Genomic DNA, 20,910 nt, shown 5'->3' on the forward strand with positions numbered 1-20,910 from the left:
ACGCATATAGCACTGGTTATTGCGTGGCGTTTTCCTTTTGGAAAAACTTCCGTGATTGCTGACAGTCAGCGATTAACCTAGCAAATTCGCTGGCGTCTCTATCTAACTCTGAGCTTGCTATAAAAATATCAAAACCGAGACGTTTTCGAAGCTCTACCATACGATGAGCTAACATGGCTTTTATTCCTTTAATGATAGTACCGTCTTCCATAACGTATTGCTTATCGTCAAACATTGATTGTTCGTAACAACTTCCCGACGCGCAGTTTTCGTCGGTATTTTGCATTAGCAGAGGTCGCTGCTCCATCAGTAAGTGTGTAGCAAGCCTAGGTGATATTGTATTTAAAAAATCAGTATAGCTTTTTATTTTGAAGCCGACTGTTTCTAAGGGAACGTGATCTAATCCATGGCGCACACGTGGGCAATCTGCACGCTGGAGGTTGTCCCAGTGAATTCGCCAACTGCCGAGGCGGTGGCGATAGGTGATGTAATCTCTGGCTATTTCTAAGCTGAAGTCTGGCTCGCGTACCTTAAAATAACCCACTAGTAAACACACCAGTGCCGCACTTGTCAGAAAAATACCGGCTAAAAACAACCAATCTGGCAAAAAGGCCAGCCACAATGCTGCGACAAAAAGTCCTACACAGCCCAATACTAGGCTAGTGATGCCGTTACTTTTTGACGCAGCTCGGATATAGATAGGTTCAACACTAGTGCCAGACATACAAGTACACCACCAACATAATTATGGCCCAAACGATATAGAGTCTGACCCGTTTACATTTCACGCAGTCAGTCTGCCACCAGCGCAATATTGGATGAGATTTTCGCATACGCTGATACACCCTTATTATACGCTCATTAGAAAGGGATAGTTTAACCGCAAAATCAAGCTAATGTGTGGTTTCTATAACGATATCGTTGAAATGCCGCCACTATAGTTGGCGTAAATACTAACGACAAGATAACCGAAAAACCAACTCCACCTGCGAGCACAACAGCCAATGGCGGCCAGAAGCTTCCCTCGCTAAATAACAACAGTGGAATTAAACCGCCTACCGTTGTAAAGGTTGTCGAGAGTATGTGGCGGCTACAACTCATGGTTTCTTCAACAATGGCCTTGGTATCGCCTTGCTTTGCTTTGGGATTAGCATTGATTGCAGCAATGACCACTATCGAACCGTTAATTGCAACACCAATAAGCCCTGCACAGCCAAGTAGAGGGTTGAATCCTACTGGCAAGCCTGAAATCCACAAACTAAACATTCCTAGTCCCACTGAAAGTATCGCGACAAGTGCGATAACTCCGGCCATACGCAGACTTGTGAACGTCAATATGAGCGTGGTTATCATTAAAACCAATAAAACAGGCGCATAAGTGGCAAGCTTGCCTAGCGCTTGCTGCTGTTCATCTGCATCGCCCGCCAAGTGAATTCTATAGCCCTCGGGCAGTTCAAGTTGGCTTTCAAGCAAGTCTCTTAACTGATTACTGGCATCAATTGCCGGCACACCTGGCAGTAAAAACGCCTGAATGCGGTTAAGCCTTTCTCCGTCAACACGGGTAATGCTGCTAGTTGCAGGCTGTAGCGTTAAATTAGTAACCGCCGCCAGTGGTGACCACGAGATTGCATTGTCACCGGCTACAGGTATGGGCATAGCATCCACACCCGTTACGTTTTGTCTGTAGGCCTCATCCAGCCTTACCCTAACCGGAATTTCTTCTGTGCTCTCCAGTACCGAGCCACCGGTGATCCCCGAGAAATTAACCTGCATTTGATTAGCAAGCTCAGAAAGGGTTAAGCCAAGGTAAGATAAGTTATCGCTATCGGCATTGATTTTAAGTTCGGGCTCGCCCATAGAGATACTGGTGATGGACTGAGATATGCCGTCAACTTGTGACATCAACATACGAACTTTATCGCCTAGGTCATTCAGTATATTAAGATCTGGGCCAAATATTTCGACTTCTACCGGCGCGGCAATTGGCGGACCTTGCCCAAATGCTCGTACTACAATTTGTACCTCAGGATATTCGCTATCGAGAGAATGTTGTAACTCACCCACCAGCGCTACCGCTTCATCTACCGTGTGGGTAGAAACCACGGCATTAGCAAAATAAGGCATGTTATCGCGAGTCATCATTTGATTGTAATACACCGAAGGGGCAGAGCCGCCCACCAACCAGCTAACCTGCTTTACACCTTGCTCGGAGCGAATAGCGGCATCAATTTCTTTAACGTAGTGGGTAGTGTTGTCAATGCTGCTTCCTTCTTTCGTCCACAGATAAACTTCAAACTGGTCTCTATCTGCGCTTGGGAAGAACACATTGGCCAATGTCGAAGACAGCACAAAGCCAGACAGGCAAAGTATGGCAACAACCGGTAGCACGAGAATGGGCTGTTTGACCCAACGACCTAACTGCCTTTTAAAAGCTAGGCTTAACTGCGGCGCTTGAAGACCCACTTTCCACCACGAATTGGATACGGCTTTACCTTGGGATGCATTGTCGTGCTTTGGTAAAAATCGTGCGGCTAGCGCGGCAATAATAGTCAGTGAAATAAACAAAGAGCCAATGAGCGCCATGACCACGCTTATCGCTATTGGCCCTACGAAATCACCTATATTTCCATCAAGAAGAAAGATAGGCATAAAGCCGAGAATAGTCGTAAGTGTTGAAGCTAAAAGTGGCGCAAATAAGTGAGAAACACTTTTTGCCATAGCTCCTACCCGCGTTAGGTTAGGGTCTTGTAAGTTAATGCGTATTTCATCGGTAATTACGATAGCATTATCAATAAGCAGGCCGATGGCGATGATCATGCCGAAGATTGACATTTGGTGTATTTGCTCGTTGTAAAAGCTCAATGAAAACAATGCAAAAGCGGCGCACAATGGCAGTGCTAACCCCACAATCCATGCTGCGCGAAACCCCATGAAAAGTAGAATAACCATCATGACAACCGCACATCCCATCAATAAGTTCATCGATAGGTCGGCAAGGCGCGTGGCAGTATATTCATTTTGCTCAAATGCCACCGTAGCAGTTAAGGTTCCGCTGAAATCTTTATTAAACTGCTCTACCACCGCTAATGCATTTTTTGTCCATACGTCAGAACGCAACGACGGCTGCATGCGGGCGGCTACAAAGATAGACTCTTCACCATTTAAAAAGGCTATTTCGCCTCGTGGAGTGGTGTAACTGCGTTCTACCGACGCAACATCTTCGACTCTCAAATAGCGCCCTTGTTCATTAACAAGAGGAATAGACGCTATCATGTTTACACCATTTAAGCCCTCTCCCACCGTAAAGCGCAGGTTACTTTGTTCGGTATTCAACATACCTGCAGGCAATTTGGGATCAGCACGACTGATTGTATTGCTTACCTGCTGCAATGTAAGGCCTGTAGCAGCAAGCTTAATAGGGTCTATGTTGACACTAATTTCTTCCTGCGGTGCGCCATATACACGCACTAACTCAGTACCGTTAACATTGCGAAGTCGGTCGGTAAGTTCCTGAGCCAAACGAGCGGTAAGTGTAATAGGTGTATTATCAAAATGGTCGGCACGTACAGAAAGCAACAAGGTGAAAGCAGTCGCGCCGCGTTTTTCATCGAATATTGGCGCCATTGCACCTTCTGGAAATGACTCAGCGGCAGCACCTATTGCATCGCGGATCTCGCTAAATAGCTGCTCGTTACTGGTGTTGTCTATCCAGTCCTGTGTTTCAATTAATATGATAGAAATCCCAGCACGAGAGGTAGATTTCACTTCCTTAATCTCAAATATCTCCCTTAACCTGTCTTCAAGTACGTCGCTGACTAAGGCTTCAACTCGCTCGGCTGATGCGCCGGGATACTGGGTGATAATTAGCGCATTTCTTGTATCAATTCGAGGGTCTTCTATTCGCGGTAATGAGCCCAAAGCCGATAACCCTGCGGTAATCAAAATCAATAGACTTAAAACCAGCAAATGGCCCCGTCGGTAAAAGAGCGTGTACCACGGGTAGGATTTATCAGTATCGAAGTTAAATGACGTCATTAACGCGCCCCAGCATGTTGTTGGCTAGGTATAGCTACCATTTGCCCCGGCGCTAATTTATGGGTGCCCTCATTAACATAGACATCGCCATTTTTGAGAGCGCCGCGAACGAACGCTTTATTTCCATCTGTGTACACCACCTCGACAACGCGCGCTTCTATGGTGGCGTTTGACTCACTGGATAAAACAAAAACCCTCCATAAGCCTCTTAGGCCATTACTTAGCGCGTTTACAGGAAGCCAAGCGCCTGTTTCAGAATGGGAGCGGAAGGCAGACAGAATTGCCATATCGCCAGGACGAACCTGTTCGTTACTATTAAGTGTGACCAGAATATCTACGGTTCGAGTCTGCACGTTACGTACTGGAAGCCGCTGAGATACCGTCCCGGCAACATCGATATCGCCAATACGCACAAGCACAGGTTCATTAACATCAAACTGCTCTACGACATCAGCAGGTACCGCAAAACGCGCTTGATAATTGTCGATACTTGTAATGCCAAATACAGGGCTTCCTGCACTCACCACACTGCCTTCATCAAAAAATCGGCGATTAACAACACCATCAAAAGGCGAAACGAGTGTAGTTTTTGCTATCTCTACATTGAGAGATTCGAGCGCGGCCTGCATTTCGCTAACCTGCGCTTTCGCTACATTTAAATTCGCTTTTGCTTCGTCTAGTCGTTGCGCTGACTCTAGCTTTCTCTCCACCAATGAGGTGGTCCTATCACTGTTGACTTTAGCAAGTGCAAGATCAGCGTTTGCTCGCTCTAGCGCTGCTTGTAGCTCTCTCTTTCTTGCATTTAGACGCTGCAAATCTTGGTGAGCAAGAATATCGCCTTGACTGACTACATCCCCTTCTTCAACAAGCATTCGGGTAACTTGACCAGCGACATCAAAGGATAAAGATGTGGCCTTGGGTGATTCAACTAAACCAAACACATTAATAGGCGTTTCAAAACCTGATTGAATGGTGACCGTACCTGTTGAGACCGCAACGGGTAGTCTTGCCTCCGGCGTTTGCGTTGCATTCCCCAAACCAGCAGTCATCAGTAATACCACCAGTGCAGCTGTAAAAACGGCAATCGAAATAAGTAACGTGAATTTGCCATTTTTAGATGGGGTATTTGCAGCAGTCATAACAGTTCCTTTAACCAATTAGGCGTGTGCTTTAGGCTATATTTGCATACTTATTGTGCTATGCTAGTATATAAATACTAGACCGTCCAGTTTGATATTTAAATATTCTGCAATAAAGTGAGAACGTACGTGGCTAACATCAAAAAGCAAGGCCGTCCCAAAAGTGAAGAGAAATATCATCTTATATTGCACGCCGCGTCTTGCTTGTTTTTAAAAGAAGGGTTTGCTAGTACGTCAATGGACACCGTGGCTAAGGCTTCAGGAGTGTCTAAACAAACGGTTTACTCTCATTTCGAGAGCAAAGATGCTCTGTTTAAAGCCGCTATCTCTTCAAAATGTCGCTCGTATCAACTCGACACTCAGCAGCTTATCGACGCCTCCTTAGGCTCGCTTTCACTGTTTGAATGCTTGCAAAAAGTGGGGTGTCAGTTTGTACGCCTGTTACAAGACCCTGAAGCTATCGCTATATTTCGCGTAATTATCGCCGAAGCGGTAAATAGCCCCCACGTAGCTACATTGTTTTATCAGGCAGGCCCTGAAGCGTCGCTCGCCACACTTAGCACAGTGATAGAGAGATTTGGACAAGGTAGCTTAAGCGCTGATGTTGCGCAGCAGCTAGCCGTGGATTATTGCGCTCTACTTAAAGGCGAATACCACACCATGATGTTATGCGGCATACAGTCTCCGCTAGAAGACGCCGAAATCACAGCCCACGTTGACAGTGCCGCTGAGAAAATTCTGCTGCTTTTTACTCATTACACGCAGCAAAGTGGTAAAAGCTGAAAATTATCCTAGCCATTTCAGACAGCACAAATACTATTTAACCAGGTGGTCAAACCGAGAAAAACGTTAGGTAAGATTAACCTTGCGCTAATGACTTAACCCCAGCGGTATTATAAACTAGCGGCGTTTTCGTTGATGATTGAGAAGCGCATGTCTGACTTTACCGGTAACCACATTCTTTCGGTTAATCAATTTGATCGCGAGGCCATTGAGAAAGTCTTCTCGGTCGCCAATTCCATGAAGCCTTATGCGAAGCGGCAAAAGCGCACTACCGTACTAGACGGCGCTATTCTCGGAAATCTTTTCTTCGAACCAAGTACGCGTACCCGCGTGAGCTTTGGTACCGCTTTTAATCTTTTAGGCGGCGAAGTAAGAGAAACTACTGGCATGTCTAGCTCTGCACTTGCTAAAGGCGAATCGCTTTATGATACCGCCCGCGTGCTAAGCGGCTATTCTGATATTATAGCCATGCGACACCCTGCAGCCGGCTCCGTCGCTGAGTTTGCAGAAGGTAGTCGAGTGCCTGTAATTAATGGGGGAGACGGCGCAAACGAACACCCCACCCAAGCACTTTTAGACCTATTTACCATTAAACGTGAGCTTGAGTACAACGGTCACGGTATTGATGGATTACATATCGCAATGATTGGCGATCTGCGATACGGTCGAACAGTACACTCTTTATCACGCCTATTATGCCTGTTTAAGAATATTCGCTTCACGCTGATATCGCCGAAAGAGCTGGCTATGCCTCAGCCAGTTATTGATGCCATTGAGAATGCTGGACACCAGCTTACTATTACCGACACGCTCGAAGGAAATATGGATGCGGATATATGCTATCAAACTCGTATTCAAGAAGAGCGCTTCCCTTCTCAAGAAGAAGCGAACAAATACCGAGGTAAGTTCCGCTTAAATCAGTCGATTTACACGAAACACTTTCAGTCGAAGACCGTTATTATGCATCCACTTCCTCGTGACTCACGTATGGAAGCCAACGAATTAGATAACGATCTAAACCTTAATCCAAACCTCGCTATCTTTAGGCAAACCGACAATGGTGTGCTTGTAAGAATGGCCCTGTTTGCGCTAACCCTTGGTGTAGAAAACCTTCTGACCAAGTATGAGCGCGATGTTGTTTGGTACAGCAATAAGAGTAAGTAATTACATGCAAAAATCTGAAGCCCTATTTACCCGCGCCCAAAGAACCATTCCCGGTGGCGTAAACTCACCTGTTCGCGCATTTAAAGCGGTAGGCGGCACACCCCGCTTCATTACCAAAGCTGATGGCGCTTATATGTGGGATGCGGATGGTAAGCAATACATTGACTACATCCAGTCTTGGGGGCCGATGGTACTAGGTCATAACAATGCAAAAATCCGCGAAGCAGTGATTGAAGCTTCATACAGTGGCCTTTCATTCGGTGCGCCAACCGAAGCGGAAGTGATCATGGCCGAACTTGTTAGCGAGTTGGTGCCATCTATGGAAATGGTACGCATGGTTAACTCTGGCACAGAGGCCACCATGTCAGCCATTCGACTAGCCCGCGGCTACACTAGCCGCAACAAAATCGTTAAGTTTGAAGGCTGCTATCACGGTCATGCCGATTCACTTTTAGTGAAAGCAGGCTCTGGCGCATTAACCCTTGGTGTACCTAGCTCTCCGGGCGTACCTTCCAACGTAGCCGAGCACACGCTAACGGTTGAATACAATAATCTAGATAGCGTAAAAGAAATTTTTGCAGCTCACGGCGATGATATTGCGTGTATTATTGTTGAACCAGTCGCTGGCAACATGAACTGCATCCCCCCAGTAGAAGGCTTCCTTGAAGGGCTTCGCACTATCTGTGATGAGTACGGCAGCGTACTTATATTTGACGAAGTGATGACAGGGTTCCGCGTTTCTCGTGGCGGTGCACAGGAACGCTACAACGTAAAACCAGACCTTACTTGCTTGGGTAAAGTTATCGGTGGTGGTATGCCTGTGGGCTGTTTCGGTGGTCGCCGCGACATCATTACTCATATTGCCCCAACCGGCCCTATCTACCAAGCCGGTACACTTTCGGGTAACCCTGTTGCTATGGCGGCAGGACTTGCTGCGTTAACCCAAATCAAACAGCCTGGTCTTTACGATTCTATCTTTGAGAATACACAAAAACTCGTCGATGGATTTCAGGCACTAGCTGACAAACACAATATTAGTCTAACTACTAATATTGCTGGCAGTATGTTTGGGATATTTTTCACAGACGTAGAGAAAGTCACTAACTACAAGCAGGCGATTAACTGTAATACCGAGCAATTCAATAAGTTTTATCACGGTATGTTAGAACAAGGTGTTTATTTGGCTCCCGCTTCCTATGAAGCAGGTTTTGTCTCGAAAGCACACGATGCCGAGGTCATTGAAAAAACTTTGGCTGCGGCAGATAAAGTGTTCTCCACCCTATAAGTTAATTGTCCCTTACCGTTAATTAAAACTCGGCGCTAGCACTTTTTGTAAATGTAATTAAAAGTAATGTGTTAACGCCGATTTATCCTTTATACTTGCTTTGCAGTATAATTACCAACCGCATTTTTGCTGTTTTTCTGTAGGAAATTGAAAGGTGTGATTAACAATGGATTGGCAAATAAGCGCGCTTGTTGCACTTACTGTTTATAGCACTGTTATAAGTATTCTTTATGTCAGGCGAAGCAGGCGCTTCAAATATCGACTGAGAAAAGCCCTATCCCGCAATTCGAGTAAGTATGAAGCAACACTGCAGGCTGCAGACGAAGCCCGGTTTCAGGCCGCTGCTGATGAAGCCTCAAAACTTACCCAAACTTTTCAGAAATTTGTACCCCGCCAGTTCGTTGAACATATGGCTACCACCGATGTAGATTCATTGGAACTGGGCTATGCTGCTGAAAACGATGTTGCCATCATGTTTTGTGATATTCGTGGCTTTGCAGGTTTTTCTGAGCGTATTACCCCGCAAGAACTGATGAATTTTCTAAATTCGTATTTCACGCGAATGAATGACCCTATTCACCAAAACCGAGGCTTTATCGACAAGTTTATGGGCGATGGCATCATGGCGCTATTCGACCATCAAGGCGGCACGCCCAAAGAAAAAGCGTTAGATGCGGTACAAGCAGCGTTGGATTTACGTAAAGCATTAACGATTTATAACGGGCACCGGAAAAACTGCGACTACGAAGCCATAAATATGGGGATAGGTATTCATTTCGGCCAAGTCATTATGGGAACCGTGGGCTCGGAGGATAGAATGGATACCACGGTTATAGGCGATAGTGTAAATATCGCCTCCCGACTAGAAGCCCTAACGCCTAAATACCAAGCAGATATTATTGTAAGCGCTCAGGTGCTACAAATTATCGGCCCTAACGACTCCCTTAGAACCCGCTTACTTGACTGGGTCAGAGTTAAAGGACGAAAATCGCCTATCGAGATATATGAAATTCTCAGCCACCTGCCAGAAAAAGAACAAGAGAAGAAGCTTGCGGTGCAAACGAAAATAGCGGCGGGTCTGGCATGTAGAATCAATCAGCAATGGGACGAGTCTATTGCATACTTTGAAACGGCCCTAGCCATAAGCCCCAATGACTCACTTGTACATCACCACTTAGATGTGTGCCGTATCTACAAAAACTTAGATCTTGCTACTGACTGGGACGGCGCCTTGGTTCTCTAGCATTAATCGTTCTAACGCTTCAAAACGGTTAATACCTGTTGGAGCATTCCCTTCTCTTGTGAGCAGTAGCATTAATTCAACACTCTCAGTTTTCCGAAAGCTTTGCTTGTTGCCGAATAAAGGTCACTGAGGGTGCGAAGAAAGCAGCGCCCGTTTCGGCACTGGTGAAGTCTAGCCAGCGGTCGTAGTCGCCTTCACCGTTGCCGTATATCTGGCTATGCAGCATTTGTTTAAAAGGCCGCGCGCTCGCACTACAACTTACAAAGAATAACCCCTGAGATATCATATCGCCGTAAGGCATGCCTTGCTTTATTAGTCTTGGCTCGTCGCCATCTGGGGCGACCGTACTTGCTCTTACATTGTGTGACGACTCTGACTGCTCACTACTGACTAAGTTATGCTCTTGCGTTGTACCCATAACCTGCTCTTGCTGGCGGCTCGAGAGGCTGTTCCAGCGCCTTAAATCATGGCGATAACGCTGAACATGAACATAGCTGCCACCGCTAAAATCAGGGTCATCTTCCCCGATAACGCCTACTTTTCTGCGCTTCATACCACGAGGGTTATCCGCGCCATAAAGATACCCATTGAGGTCACGCCCATCTAAATATCTAAACCCTCTTATCTGTTCAACAAGCTCTACATGAATACGCAACAGGTCCATCACTTCAATGCCAACGGCGTGGCAGATATCTAACCTATCAGCACGTATTTGAATAAAGAGATCACAGGGCATGGTGGGCGCACTTCGGTCTTCACACTGCATATCGGGAAAGGGGGCAAGTTCTACGGGTATCAAACCCGGATAGACTTCTGCCCAATAACCCGTACCTATGGCTACTACCCCTGTAACCATAGCCTCGTAATGCTCATTCTCGAAGTGCTCAAAAATATCCAGCACGCGAGACAATTTTGCGCGCACGGCTTGGCTATCATCGTCAATTACGTTCAGTAACAAATACTGTGCATGTAAGTTGGGCTCAGCGCAGAGACCTTTTTGTGGTTGTGTCATTGCCGCTCTTTTTGTTATTAACGTCTTACTATGACGCTTCGCTGCTGACGAACATTCGTCACGCTTTGTATTGCGAACCTTTTATCAATTGTAGCAACTACTTCAAACTTAAAAACCTTTTCAAGTGAAGCTAAGCTTTATTGAGCAGATAATCTATCGCTTAATATTTACTCTAGTGTGCTTAATAGCCCGCTGCTTGTCCATCTTTTCGCGTTTCTGATGCGCCAAAATAGACACCTTTTTGCTCATCCCAAGCAATGGCTTGGTAACCACCAAATGCGCCTACAACGCGCTGCAGCTTATGCCCTCGCTCCATGAGTTCTCGTTGAACGGTTTCACTAAAGCCAGACTCTAAGCTCACATAGCCGCCATCGGTCATAAGCGCCCCAGTTGGGCTACTTGAACCACTGTGCAGTATGCGTGGAGCATCACCCGCTTCCTGCAAATTCATGCCAAAGTCGAGAATGTTTACAATAATTTGTGCATGCATTTGAGGCTGAGTTCCACCTCCCATCACGCCAAAGCTCATCACTGGCTTACCGTTTCTTGTTACAAAAGCCGGGATAATGGTGTGAAATGGACGCTTTCCCGGGCGATATTCATTAAAGTGCCCTTCTTCAAGCGTGAACATCTCACCTCTATTTTGAAGAATAAAACCTAGCCCTGGAGGTGTCATGCCTGAGCCCATGCCGCGGTAGTTACTTTGAATTAAGGACACCATATTGCCCTCTTTATCAGCAACGGTCAGATAAATGGTATCTCCTTCATAAATACCTGCATCAACACGATTTGCTGCGCGTTCGTTGTCAATCAGCTTTTGCCGCTCAGCAGCATATTCTTTCGAAATCAGCCAATCGACGGGAATCTCATTAAAATCTGGATCCGCATAGAACTTAGCGCGGTCTTCAAAGGCAAGTTTTTTGGCTTCCACAAAGGTATGGATGTAGTCAGCTGAATTAAACCCCATTCCTTCGATATCGTAACGTTCTAGCACATTAAGAATCTGTAGTGCTGCGATGCCTTGTCCGTTTGGCGGAAGCTCCCATACATCGTAGCCGCGATAGTTAGCGGAAACAGGCTCTACCCACTCAGAGGTATGTGAAGATAAATCCTGGTATGACAAAAAGCCCCCTTGGGACTTCATATAAGCATCGATAGTACGGGCGATATCCCCTTTATAAAAGGCATCACGCCCCCCAGTTGCTATCTTTTCATAGGTCACGGCTAACCCGGGGTTTTTAAAAATGTCCCCCTTCTGCGGTACCTTACCATTGATAAGAAAGGTTTCAGCAAAGCCATCGTAATGGCCAATTCGTTCTTGATTCATCTGCCAGTAGTAAGCAATGACCTCGGAAACCGGAAAGCCTTCTCGGGCATATTTGATAGATGGCGTGAGCAACGCTGACATAGGCAGTTTGCCAAATTTCTCGTGTAGCGCGAACCAACCGTCTACAGCACCAGGGACAGATACGGGCAGAGGACCAAATTTGGGTATTTGATGAAGACCGCGTTCAGCAAAGACCTTTTTGGTTAGCTGTCGTGGTGATCGGCCAGAGGCATTTAACCCCACCAGCTTTTCTTCTTTTGCATCCCACACAATGGCAAATAAGTCGCCGCCAATACCGCTACCTGTTGGCTCAACCAACCCCAACATGGCGTTGGCCGCAATGGCTGCGTCAACCGCGCTGCCACCTTGTTTTAAAATATCCAAAGCCACTTGCGTGGCTAATGGTTGGCTAGTTGCCGCCATGCCGTTCTTTGCAATAACTTCTGAGCGACTTGCAAAGGGTTGCCCCGTTATTCTGTCATAGCCCAAACAATTGATACTGAAGAAAACCAATATCAAAGGTAGTAGTCGCACACTTGCAGTCATAACTATCCTTTTTGCAAAAACGTTGCCGTTGATAAATCTAGCCTAAACCCTTTAAAACCTAAGCTCTTGAAAACCTAAGCCCCTGAAAACATAGTGTAGCGTTATTGTCACATTACGCCTAGGGCCTTTTCCTTAGTCTTATAGCAACTAAAAAGTACATGACTTTAAACGAAAAAAGCCCCGCAACTGCGGGGCTTAAACGAAGTAATAAGGCATTGTTATTGTTATTTCATTTGCCTAATCAAGACTCTCTTACGAGCGGCCGCTTGTAAAGTCTGGGTATGCTTCCAGACCACACTCGCTCATGTCTACGCCGTCGAACTCTTCTTCTTCGCTCACACGTACACCCATTACCGCTTTAATCACTAGCCATACCACTAGGCTCACGACAAATACCCATACAAAGATAGTCGCGGCGCCAATTAGCTGACCAGAGATGCTTGAACCGTCATTTGTGAAAGGTACAAGGATTAGACCTAGTAGACCAACCACACCGTGAACTGAAATTGCGCCCACTGGATCGTCAATCTTAAGCTTGTCTAGTGCAACAATGCTAAGTACTACTAGGATACCGCCTAGACCACCAAATAGAGTCGCTTGAAGAGGCGTTGGCGTTGATGGCTCTGCAGTGATAGCAACAAGACCCGCAAGCGCACCGTTAAGTACCATAGTTAGGTCAGCTTTACCGAATAGAATACGTGCAACGATAAGTGCAGCAATTGCACCACCCGCAGCTGCAGCATTCGTGTTCATAAATACGATTGCTACTGAGTTTGCACTTTCAACAGTTGCAGTAGCCAGTACTGAACCACCGTTAAAACCAAACCAACCCATCCAAAGGATGAATGTACCTAATGTTGCCAGCGGCAGGTTAGCACCAGGGATAGCATTTACTTTGCCGTCTGCAGTGTATTTACCTTTACGCGCACCAAGTACAAGCACACCAGCAAGCGCCGCAGCCGCACCGGCCATGTGAACAATACCAGAGCCAGCAAAGTCAGAGAAACCTAGGTCGCCAAGCGTATACATACCGAATACCGCTTCGCCGCCCCATGTCCAAGCACCTTCCATTGGATAGATGAAACCTGTCATAACAACTGCAAATGCTAGGAATGCCCAAAGCTTCATACGCTCAGCAACCGCACCAGATACGATAGACATTGCTGTAGCAACAAAAACAACTTGGAAGAAGAAGTCTGCAGAAGGAGCGTATGTTGCTGGATCTTCAGCAACACCTGTTGCGCCGTCACCCATAATACCGCTTAGGAATGGACCCCAGTCGCCGCCGCCATACATAATGCCGTAACCGCAAATCATGTACATGGTGCAAGCAATTGCAAATAGTGCCACGTTTTTAGTTAGAATTTCTGTGGTGTTTTTCGCTCGAACAAGACCAGCTTCAAGCATCGCAAAACCTGCAGCCATCCACATAACCAGTGCACCGCAGATTAGAAAATAAAAGGTATCTAGCGCATACCCAAGTTCAAAAGTGATTTCCATTATGGTTTTCTCCGCAAATATATCGTTGTGGCTTACAGCGCGTCGCTATCCGACTCACCAGTTCGAATACGAACGGCGTGCTCAAGGTCGTAAACAAACACCTTGCCGTCTCCAATTTTGCCTGTTTTGGCAGCGCCAACGATGGCTTCTACCAGGCGCTCTACTTGATCATCCTGAACAGCAATTTCCAGTTTGACTTTAGGTAGAAAATCCACCTGATATTCCGCTCCACGGTAAAGTTCAGTGTGTCCTTTTTGACGTCCAAAGCCCTTCACTTCGGTCACGGTCAAGCCGTCGATACCGATTTCTGAAATGGCTTCACGAACATCATCTAGCTTGAACGGCTTGATGATCGCTGTGACTAGTTTCATGAGTTGCTCCCAGTTTGTTTTGGTTATTCTGTGATTTATGGTCGTGTTTCCAACTATGGGAAGATAAACCAAGAGCCATGCCACAAATGTTTCTTCATATAAATCATACATATACTTACAGGCAAGATAATCATGCACAAAAATAATGCACATTTATGGTGCACCCGTTGCAAAATGCCCAATTATGAAGCGGTCGAGAAAATTGCTGAGGTAAGGTGACTAATAAGTGCGATGAAATTAGAACGGAACTATTCGATAGCGTGAATGGTCTGTTGTTTACTATGACAACTATCACGCCTTCTTTCTTTGCGCCAGAACGCAGTACAGAGCACCACACCGTTGCCAAAAAAGCGGCGTGGCGACCGCTATTAGTTTCGGGTGGTGTTCACGTAATTGGAGTGATTTTGGTTGTCTTACTTTCTCAATTGAGTATTGATAATCAAAAAGCTCGTGTAAATGTTTCAGAGCGAACACCCGAGATTAGTGCCAGACTATACTACCCTCCAACTCCGCGCCCCTCAATTCAAGCCGAATTAGAAGACACTAAAGCAGTCGATACTTCCGCTAAAAGGAAAGAAATTGAGTTGAAGCCTGATGTCACTCAATCCACCGAAGCACCTGATAGTAAAACTAAAATTTCTGAAATTCCTGAAGCAAAGCAGCAGAAAGTTACTGAGCCAGAAATACAGCAAGCCCAGGTAGAAAATAAGCCAATTACTACGCCACCAACGCCGACTCTTTCAAAAGATGCAAATCGTCGCGCGGGTTCGTTAAATTTATCGGTCAAAGATGGCGCTGCGCTTTATTTTGAAAAATATAACAGTGAAAAAGTAGCTGAAGACGCAGAGCAAGCAGCAAGGAATTTCCAAGAACGAAAAGATAGCCCTATATTAAGCGGGCCAAGTACGCAAGAAATACAAGCTAGTGAAAATAGACGCCCGTCAAAACAAGTAAACTGTAGCAGTACGACCAATAAAACCTTGGCGATATTAAGCGGTTTTGCCGGTGGCACTTTAAAATGCACCAAAATGGACGATCACAAACGTTTTATAGATGCGAGAGTGAATAAACTGCCCAAAGATGAAGAGCGAAACTAGCGCGTATTGATTTTTGCCGTGCTCTTTTTTGCGATAGTCCGTAGCCGACTAGTGTCCCCCTTTAGCAAGGCGTGATTACTTTCTTTTAAAAGACTTTGGTGGTTGCCCGAAATAGGCTTTGAATCGGCGGCTGAATGCGGCAACATCTTCATACCCCGTTGATTGAGCTATGCTCGACATAGGCGTATCGGTGTTTCTAAGCAGTGCTTTGGCTTTCTCCATCCTTATCTTCACTAGGTAATCACGTAAGCTAACACCAGTGGTTTGTTTAAACCGAGTTTTGAACTGTGTGGTTCCCATACAGGCCATCTCTGAAAGCAACTGCAACGAATGCGATGCCCCTAAGTCACTATGTATATGGCTTATTACTTGGGTGATCCGCTTGTCTGTTCCCCCGCCCACCTCGCTTTTTGCCAGTAACACCTGAAATAACGCGGTCATTTCATCCTGTCCGTAAAACGCGTAATTCGTTAATTGCACTTCGACAAAGCTTAAGAAAGCTTGAAGGGCGGTATTAACCTGAAAAATAGGATTGTGTTTGTCTTGCAACTGTACCGGTACTGAAAGTAAGTCGGCGACCACAAACTTTGCATTTTCGTTTGCACTAAAACTATGTACCTCGAATGGCGCTATACACACTCCCTCCCCTACACCGACGCTGCCTGTAAAATCGTCTTGCGCTATTTCTATATGCCCATTTACAGGCAATACTAACTGATAAAATGGGTGAGCGTGACTGCGTGCTTTTCTGGTATAAGAACGAATTGAAAGTGAGGGAAGTGCTGTCTCTTGATTTATTTCGCTATCATTACTCACACTGATTTCAACCTTTTATCTGAAGTCGTACTATTCATAAGTTGCCAAAGGTAAGACCCTGCGCGTATTCTTTGTATGCCGCAACTACTTATCGCTTGCCGATTTGCTATGTTAGTGAAACATAAAAACAGCACACTTAATAACAACGAATACAAGGAAAATCACTGTGGCCGCAGCTAACTTACTTGCCCTACTTGATGATATTGCAACGCTAATGGATGACATCGCTACCATGTCAAAAGTTGCTGCGCAAAAAACAGCGGGGGTTTTAGGAGATGATTTAGCGGTAAATGCCGACCAAGTCCAAGGGGTTAAAGCAGACCGAGAGCTACCTGTTGTATGGGCAGTAGCAAAAGGCTCTCTTATTAATAAAGCGATATTGGTTCCTGCGGCATTAGCCATCAGTGCTTTTGTGCCCTCACTTATAACCGTCCTTTTGGTACTGGGCGGATTATATTTATGTTTTGAAGGTGCAGAAAAACTCCTGCACAAATATCTTCCCCACGAAGATGAAGAAAAAACACGAGAAGCCAGAATAGAAGCGCTCACCCACGAAGATGTTGACATGGTAGCTTTTGAGAAAGATAAAATCAAAGGCGCTATACGCACGGACTTCATACTCTCCGCTGAAATCATTGTTATCGCGTTAGGTACCGTGACAGATGCAACACTTACTACGCAAATTGGTGTACTAGTAGCACTAAGCTTAGCCATTACCCTTGGCGTATATGGACTAGTCGCTGGCTTAGTTAAAATGGACGATGTGGGCCTTTACATGCTTCGCAAGTCACTAACAGGTTCAATGAACACCCTCCAACGATTTATCGGCAGAGCATTGCTGGTTGCCGCGCCCGCACTAATGAAAACCCTCGCGGTAGTGGGTACTGTGGCCATGTTCTTAGTAGGCGGCGGAATTCTTACTCACAGCATAGGCTTTTTACATATTTTTACCGACTGGTTTACCACGCTGATCCCAAGCGCGTCGCTGATCATGTCGATACTGGCAGATGGCGTAGTAGGTATTGCCGCTGGTGTTATCGTTGCGTTAGTTGTGACAATGGTTACGAAGTTTAAAGACAAAAAGTCCTAGGGCCGTGCTCTATGCTTTATCTTTTTGTTTGATCTTTTTCCTTTGCTTTTTCACTTTTTCTTTTAAGCGAGGGCGTCGCGGCTTTCTGTAACGCGGCCCCTCTGTCTAGCTCTTTATCTGACAAAAGATGCCTTAGCATACGCTCGCAAAAATGTTGCGTTAGTCATTTTGACCACCCCCATATGAAAAGCACTAAATTTTAGCGTTTTTGTAATAGCTAAACTTTTCGCTCATTTCCCCAATAAAAATAAAACTCAACAATTTCAAAAAGATAAACAATTTAAACGAGTTGGCACATCCCTCGCTATAAACTAATTGTTAATTGATAACGACTTATTATCGAAACCTTTAGCAACATGATAGCTGCCACGCAGTATGTTCAAGTGCAGTGTCTAACTTAATTTTTGGAGATTACTATGTTTATCGGTCGCAAATTTTTCACTGCACTAACTTTAGCAACTAGCGTATTAAGCGCAGCAGCATTCGCTGACGACACTCAGAACAACATTGTTTCGCATACAGATTTTATCGTTGAAAGCGCCATGCATGACGTAAAGCAGAACTTAGCGCTGGATGTGACCTATGACGTGTTAACTACAAGTCACACATTTGAACCAGAAGTAGAAGAAGCGCGCTCATTGGTTGCAGAGATAACGATTACACCAATTGAGTCAGTCAGCTCAGACGATAACGACGCATAAGGAGAATGCACATGTTAACCGCCGCAACCCTGTTTATGATAGTACTCGGTCCGGTTATTGCGTTTATAGTCAGTGCGCTGGTGTTTTCAACAGCGCGCCTATTCCTTCAGAAAGGTCACTGAAAACGCAATAAAAACAAATAGGAACCTAACCGACTACCGCTAAAAGATTTGCCTTCCCTGGGCCTTTTACTCCAGAGGGAGATAGAAAGCACTGACAGTATCCCAGCCAAGTGATTGTGTTTTCTATCTTCTTACTGGAGTTTTTTTATCCGAATATCCGTTCCCACCAGCTTTTTTCATCTTTATCGCTATTTTCATCTACAGGACGGCCTGAGCAGTCTTGCTGCGGTGGAGGAAGCACATCCAAAATAGCCGGTACGCTCAAACTGCCCGCACAACCTGCAACCACTACCGCCCCGGTTTTTGCATCGAAATGCGCAATGCCCAGACCTTTCGGGAAACGTCTTGATAATGATTTAGGTGATTGAGACTTCATGTAATTAATGAACACGGGAAGCGCACCACCGGCACCGGTTAAGTTAACGGGTTTATTATCGTCGTTACCTACCCAAACCGTGACCACATTGTTTCTATCGAAGCCGCTAAACCAGCTATCGCGGTAGTCATCTGTGGTTCCCGTTTTACCTGCCATATTCACATTACCAAAGTTCCAACCGATGCGCTTCGCAGTGCCTTCTGTGGTTACCTTATACAACGCGTAATTAAGCAAATAGGTAGCAGCCTCATCAGTTCGCTGGCTAAAGAACTCCGCTTTTTTCCAAAGCAACGCATTATCCGCTGTCACTACAGATGTCACTGTATGGAGGGGGATATAGCGCCCGTCGTTAGATAGGGTTTGATACATCTGATTAGTGCTAAACGGCGTCAGTTCGAAGGCGCCTAGGGTTAACGACGGTACTTTATCTACCGGAGTGGTAACCCCTAAGCGCTCAATGGTATCGGCCAACGCATCTAGGCCTATCTGCATGCCTAAATTGACTGTTGGCACGTTCAAAGATTCAACTAGCCCTTGAAGTAAAGGCACTTGACCTCTGAACTCTTTATCGTAGTTTTGCGGTGACCACTCGGTTCCGTTTCGACTCTCAAGCGTTATCGGTTCATCTTCAAGAGGTGTTGCTAAATTAAACTGTGTAGGGTCTTCTAATGCAGTTAAGTACACAGCGGGCTTAATCAAAGAGCCTATCGGCCGCCTAGCGTCTAATGCTCGGTTGAAACCTTTAAACGCAAAGTCTTTTCCGCCAACAATAGCGCGTACTTCGCCACTTGCGCTGTCAGTCACAACCATCGCCCCCTGTAAGGGCACTTGTCTGTCTTTTTGCAGACCGTCTAATGTGCCTGACAATGCACTTTCTGCACGGCGCTGAGCTACGATATCAAGTGTTGTGAACACTTTTACGCCAGAGTCTCTTAAGCTTGGCTCTGCTAAAATTTCATTAAGCTCTCGACGTACTTGCTCCATGAAAGCAGGATGTTTGCCGCTTGCTAAGCTCGCACCACTGGCAAGCCCTAACGGCATATTCACGAAGCGTTCGTAGTCTTGACGGCTTATTTCATTTTCATCAAACAGCATGCGCAGCACTAAGTCACGACGCTCTTTTGTGCGCTCGGCATATTTGCGGGGGTTGTAATAAGATGGGCCTTTAATAATGGCAACAAGCGTGGCTATTTCAGGCGTGCTTAACTCGTTGGCTGGTCGGTCAAAGTAGAAATAGCTGGCAAGTCCAAAACCATGTACGGCCATGTCGCCGTTTTGACCTAAAAACACTTCGTTCAAATAAGCTTCAATTATTTCTGATTTGCTGTAGCGTGCGTCAATGATCACCGCCATGATAGCTTCTTTTGCCTTACGCACAATTGAGCGCTCTCGGGTTAAAAACATGTTTTTAACCAGCTGCTGCGTCAGCGTGCTGCCACCTTGAACCGTACGACCAGCAGCAATATTCGCCATTAGGGCGCGCAATATTGAAAGTGGTGCAACACCATGGTGGTTATAAAAATTGCGATCTTCCACCAGCGTCAGCGCTTTAGGTAACATTTCAGGAATAGTGTCTAAAGTCACCAACATACGGTCTTCTTGCGAACCGCTTGTCATACGCGTCACTAACCAAGGTTCAAGTTTTACAGAACCATAAGGGCGCCCTTGCGATTTGTCATAGATTTCCCCAATGCGTGCACCTTCCCACGTTATTACCAAGTGTCGAAGAGGCTCAGCGCCTTCAGGGAACTGAAACGCTCGGCGCTGCACGGTTAACACCTTGTTTTGATAGCTGTACTCACCGCTACTGTCAGCAAAAGTCACCTTGCGATAGCCCAGCAAATTAAGCTCATCAATGACTTCTTGTGGCGTGATCTCCTCGCCTTTACTCACTTCTAAAGGACGAGCGAAGATTTGCGCAGGTACTTCCCACTTGTTACCCGAGAACGCATGTTTAATTTGTGCGTCGAGATAAAACGCATAAGCCCCGAGCACCACTAAGCCAATTAAAGTGACTCGCCAGAACAGCTTGAAAAACCACGAGCGCTTGGCTGAGCTCTTATCCTTGTTGCTTGCTTTACTTTTTGAAGATGATTTGTTTTGTGTCTGTCTTTTTGCCACGTGAAAACGCCATGAAGATCATTGAAGATGACATCGCATTCTTTGCGATATAGATTTAACGAACGTTGCTTAAAACGTTAGTTTTAATAGTATCAACATTACCATTCGGGCCGCCGCTCAACAACTGTTTCCAAATATGCACACCTATTGCCCATTAACTACAGATGCGGGATAAAGTACGT

Annotated in this window: 16 protein-coding genes; 7 read left to right on the top strand and 9 right to left on the bottom strand. The window is 45.8% G+C overall.

What is annotated here, in order from left to right:
- Positions 1 to 16 precede the first annotated feature (16 nt).
- The 3 genes from ACXACS_RS19625 to ACXACS_RS19635 form a co-directional block, all read right to left on the bottom strand.
- A complete protein-coding gene (locus ACXACS_RS19625; RefSeq protein WP_474809106.1) occupies positions 17 to 724 on the bottom strand; it encodes a DUF2982 domain-containing protein in 708 nt (235 codons plus the stop codon).
- Between the two features lie 164 nt (positions 725 to 888).
- The gene (locus ACXACS_RS19630; protein ID WP_474809107.1) at positions 889 to 4,035 is read right to left on the bottom strand and encodes an efflux RND transporter permease subunit; all 3,147 of its coding nucleotides are present in this window, start codon (positions 4,033 to 4,035) and stop codon (positions 889 to 891) included.
- Positions 4,035 to 5,174 carry an efflux RND transporter periplasmic adaptor subunit gene (locus ACXACS_RS19635; RefSeq protein WP_474809109.1) on the bottom strand — a complete coding sequence of 380 codons (1,140 nt, stop codon included), beginning with the start codon at positions 5,172 to 5,174 and terminating at the stop codon, positions 4,035 to 4,037. Before ACXACS_RS19635 ends, ACXACS_RS19630 begins: the two co-directional genes overlap by 1 nt.
- A 129-nt stretch (positions 5,175 to 5,303) precedes the next feature.
- Here ACXACS_RS19635 and ACXACS_RS19640 point away from each other — a divergent pair, with 129 nt between their 5' ends.
- The 4 genes from ACXACS_RS19640 to ACXACS_RS19655 all read left to right on the top strand — a co-directional run bounded on the left by ACXACS_RS19640 (position 5,304) and on the right by ACXACS_RS19655 (position 9,649).
- The gene (locus ACXACS_RS19640; protein ID WP_474809110.1) at positions 5,304 to 5,957 is read left to right on the top strand and encodes a TetR/AcrR family transcriptional regulator; all 654 of its coding nucleotides are present in this window, start codon (positions 5,304 to 5,306) and stop codon (positions 5,955 to 5,957) included.
- A 150-nt stretch (positions 5,958 to 6,107) separates the two neighbouring features.
- Positions 6,108 to 7,121 (top strand): aspartate carbamoyltransferase, encoded by a 1,014-nt coding sequence (locus ACXACS_RS19645; RefSeq protein WP_474809341.1) that lies wholly within the window; start codon positions 6,108 to 6,110, stop codon positions 7,119 to 7,121.
- A gap of 4 nt (positions 7,122 to 7,125) precedes the next feature.
- The gene (gene hemL, locus ACXACS_RS19650; protein ID WP_474809111.1) at positions 7,126 to 8,406 is read left to right on the top strand and encodes a glutamate-1-semialdehyde 2,1-aminomutase; all 1,281 of its coding nucleotides are present in this window, start codon (positions 7,126 to 7,128) and stop codon (positions 8,404 to 8,406) included.
- Between the two features lie 166 nt (positions 8,407 to 8,572).
- Positions 8,573 to 9,649, top strand: a complete 1,077-nt coding sequence (locus tag ACXACS_RS19655) for an adenylate/guanylate cyclase domain-containing protein (RefSeq protein WP_474809113.1) — start codon at positions 8,573 to 8,575, stop codon at positions 9,647 to 9,649.
- An 85-nt stretch (positions 9,650 to 9,734) separates the two neighbouring features.
- Here ACXACS_RS19655 and ACXACS_RS19660 read toward each other — a convergent pair whose 3' ends face one another.
- The 4 genes from ACXACS_RS19660 to glnK all read right to left on the bottom strand — a co-directional run bounded on the left by ACXACS_RS19660 (position 9,735) and on the right by glnK (position 14,405).
- A complete protein-coding gene (locus ACXACS_RS19660) occupies positions 9,735 to 10,661 on the bottom strand; it encodes a Dyp-type peroxidase (protein ID WP_474809115.1) in 927 nt (308 codons plus the stop codon).
- A 181-nt stretch (positions 10,662 to 10,842) separates the two neighbouring features.
- Entirely contained in the window at positions 10,843 to 12,534 is a 1,692-nt protein-coding gene (ggt, locus tag ACXACS_RS19665) for a gamma-glutamyltransferase (protein WP_474809117.1), read from the bottom strand.
- Between the two features lie 252 nt (positions 12,535 to 12,786).
- A complete protein-coding gene (locus ACXACS_RS19670; RefSeq protein ID WP_118490503.1) occupies positions 12,787 to 14,034 on the bottom strand; it encodes an ammonium transporter in 1,248 nt (415 codons plus the stop codon).
- 32 nt (positions 14,035 to 14,066) lie between these two features.
- Positions 14,067 to 14,405, bottom strand: coding sequence for a P-II family nitrogen regulator (gene glnK / locus ACXACS_RS19675; protein ID WP_012516988.1), 339 nt, complete (start codon positions 14,403 to 14,405; stop codon positions 14,067 to 14,069).
- Between the two features lie 215 nt (positions 14,406 to 14,620).
- Between glnK and ACXACS_RS19680 the strand changes: the two genes are divergently transcribed.
- Positions 14,621 to 15,502: a hypothetical protein gene (locus ACXACS_RS19680; protein WP_474809119.1), complete on the top strand. Its 882-nt coding sequence runs from the start codon at positions 14,621 to 14,623 to the stop codon at positions 15,500 to 15,502.
- 75 nt (positions 15,503 to 15,577) lie between these two features.
- On the opposite strand, the gene ACXACS_RS19685 is transcribed toward ACXACS_RS19680, so the two are convergent.
- On the bottom strand, positions 15,578 to 16,318 hold the full coding sequence (locus ACXACS_RS19685) for a helix-turn-helix domain-containing protein (protein WP_474809120.1): 741 nt from the start codon (positions 16,316 to 16,318) through the stop codon (positions 15,578 to 15,580).
- 166 nt (positions 16,319 to 16,484) lie between these two features.
- On the opposite strand from ACXACS_RS19685, the gene ACXACS_RS19690 reads away from it, so the two are divergent.
- Entirely contained in the window at positions 16,485 to 17,408 is a 924-nt protein-coding gene (locus tag ACXACS_RS19690; protein WP_474809122.1) for a DUF808 domain-containing protein, read from the top strand.
- 416 nt (positions 17,409 to 17,824) lie between these two features.
- Entirely contained in the window at positions 17,825 to 18,109 is a 285-nt protein-coding gene (locus tag ACXACS_RS19695) for a hypothetical protein (protein ID WP_474809123.1), read from the top strand.
- Between the two features lie 267 nt (positions 18,110 to 18,376).
- On the opposite strand, the gene mrcB is transcribed toward ACXACS_RS19695, so the two are convergent.
- Positions 18,377 to 20,728 (bottom strand): penicillin-binding protein 1B, encoded by a 2,352-nt coding sequence (mrcB, locus tag ACXACS_RS19700; RefSeq protein ID WP_474809125.1) that lies wholly within the window; start codon positions 20,726 to 20,728, stop codon positions 18,377 to 18,379.
- Between the last annotated feature and the right edge of the window lie 182 nt (positions 20,729 to 20,910).

This window comes from Alteromonas sp. AWM4_230, assembly GCF_056158305.1.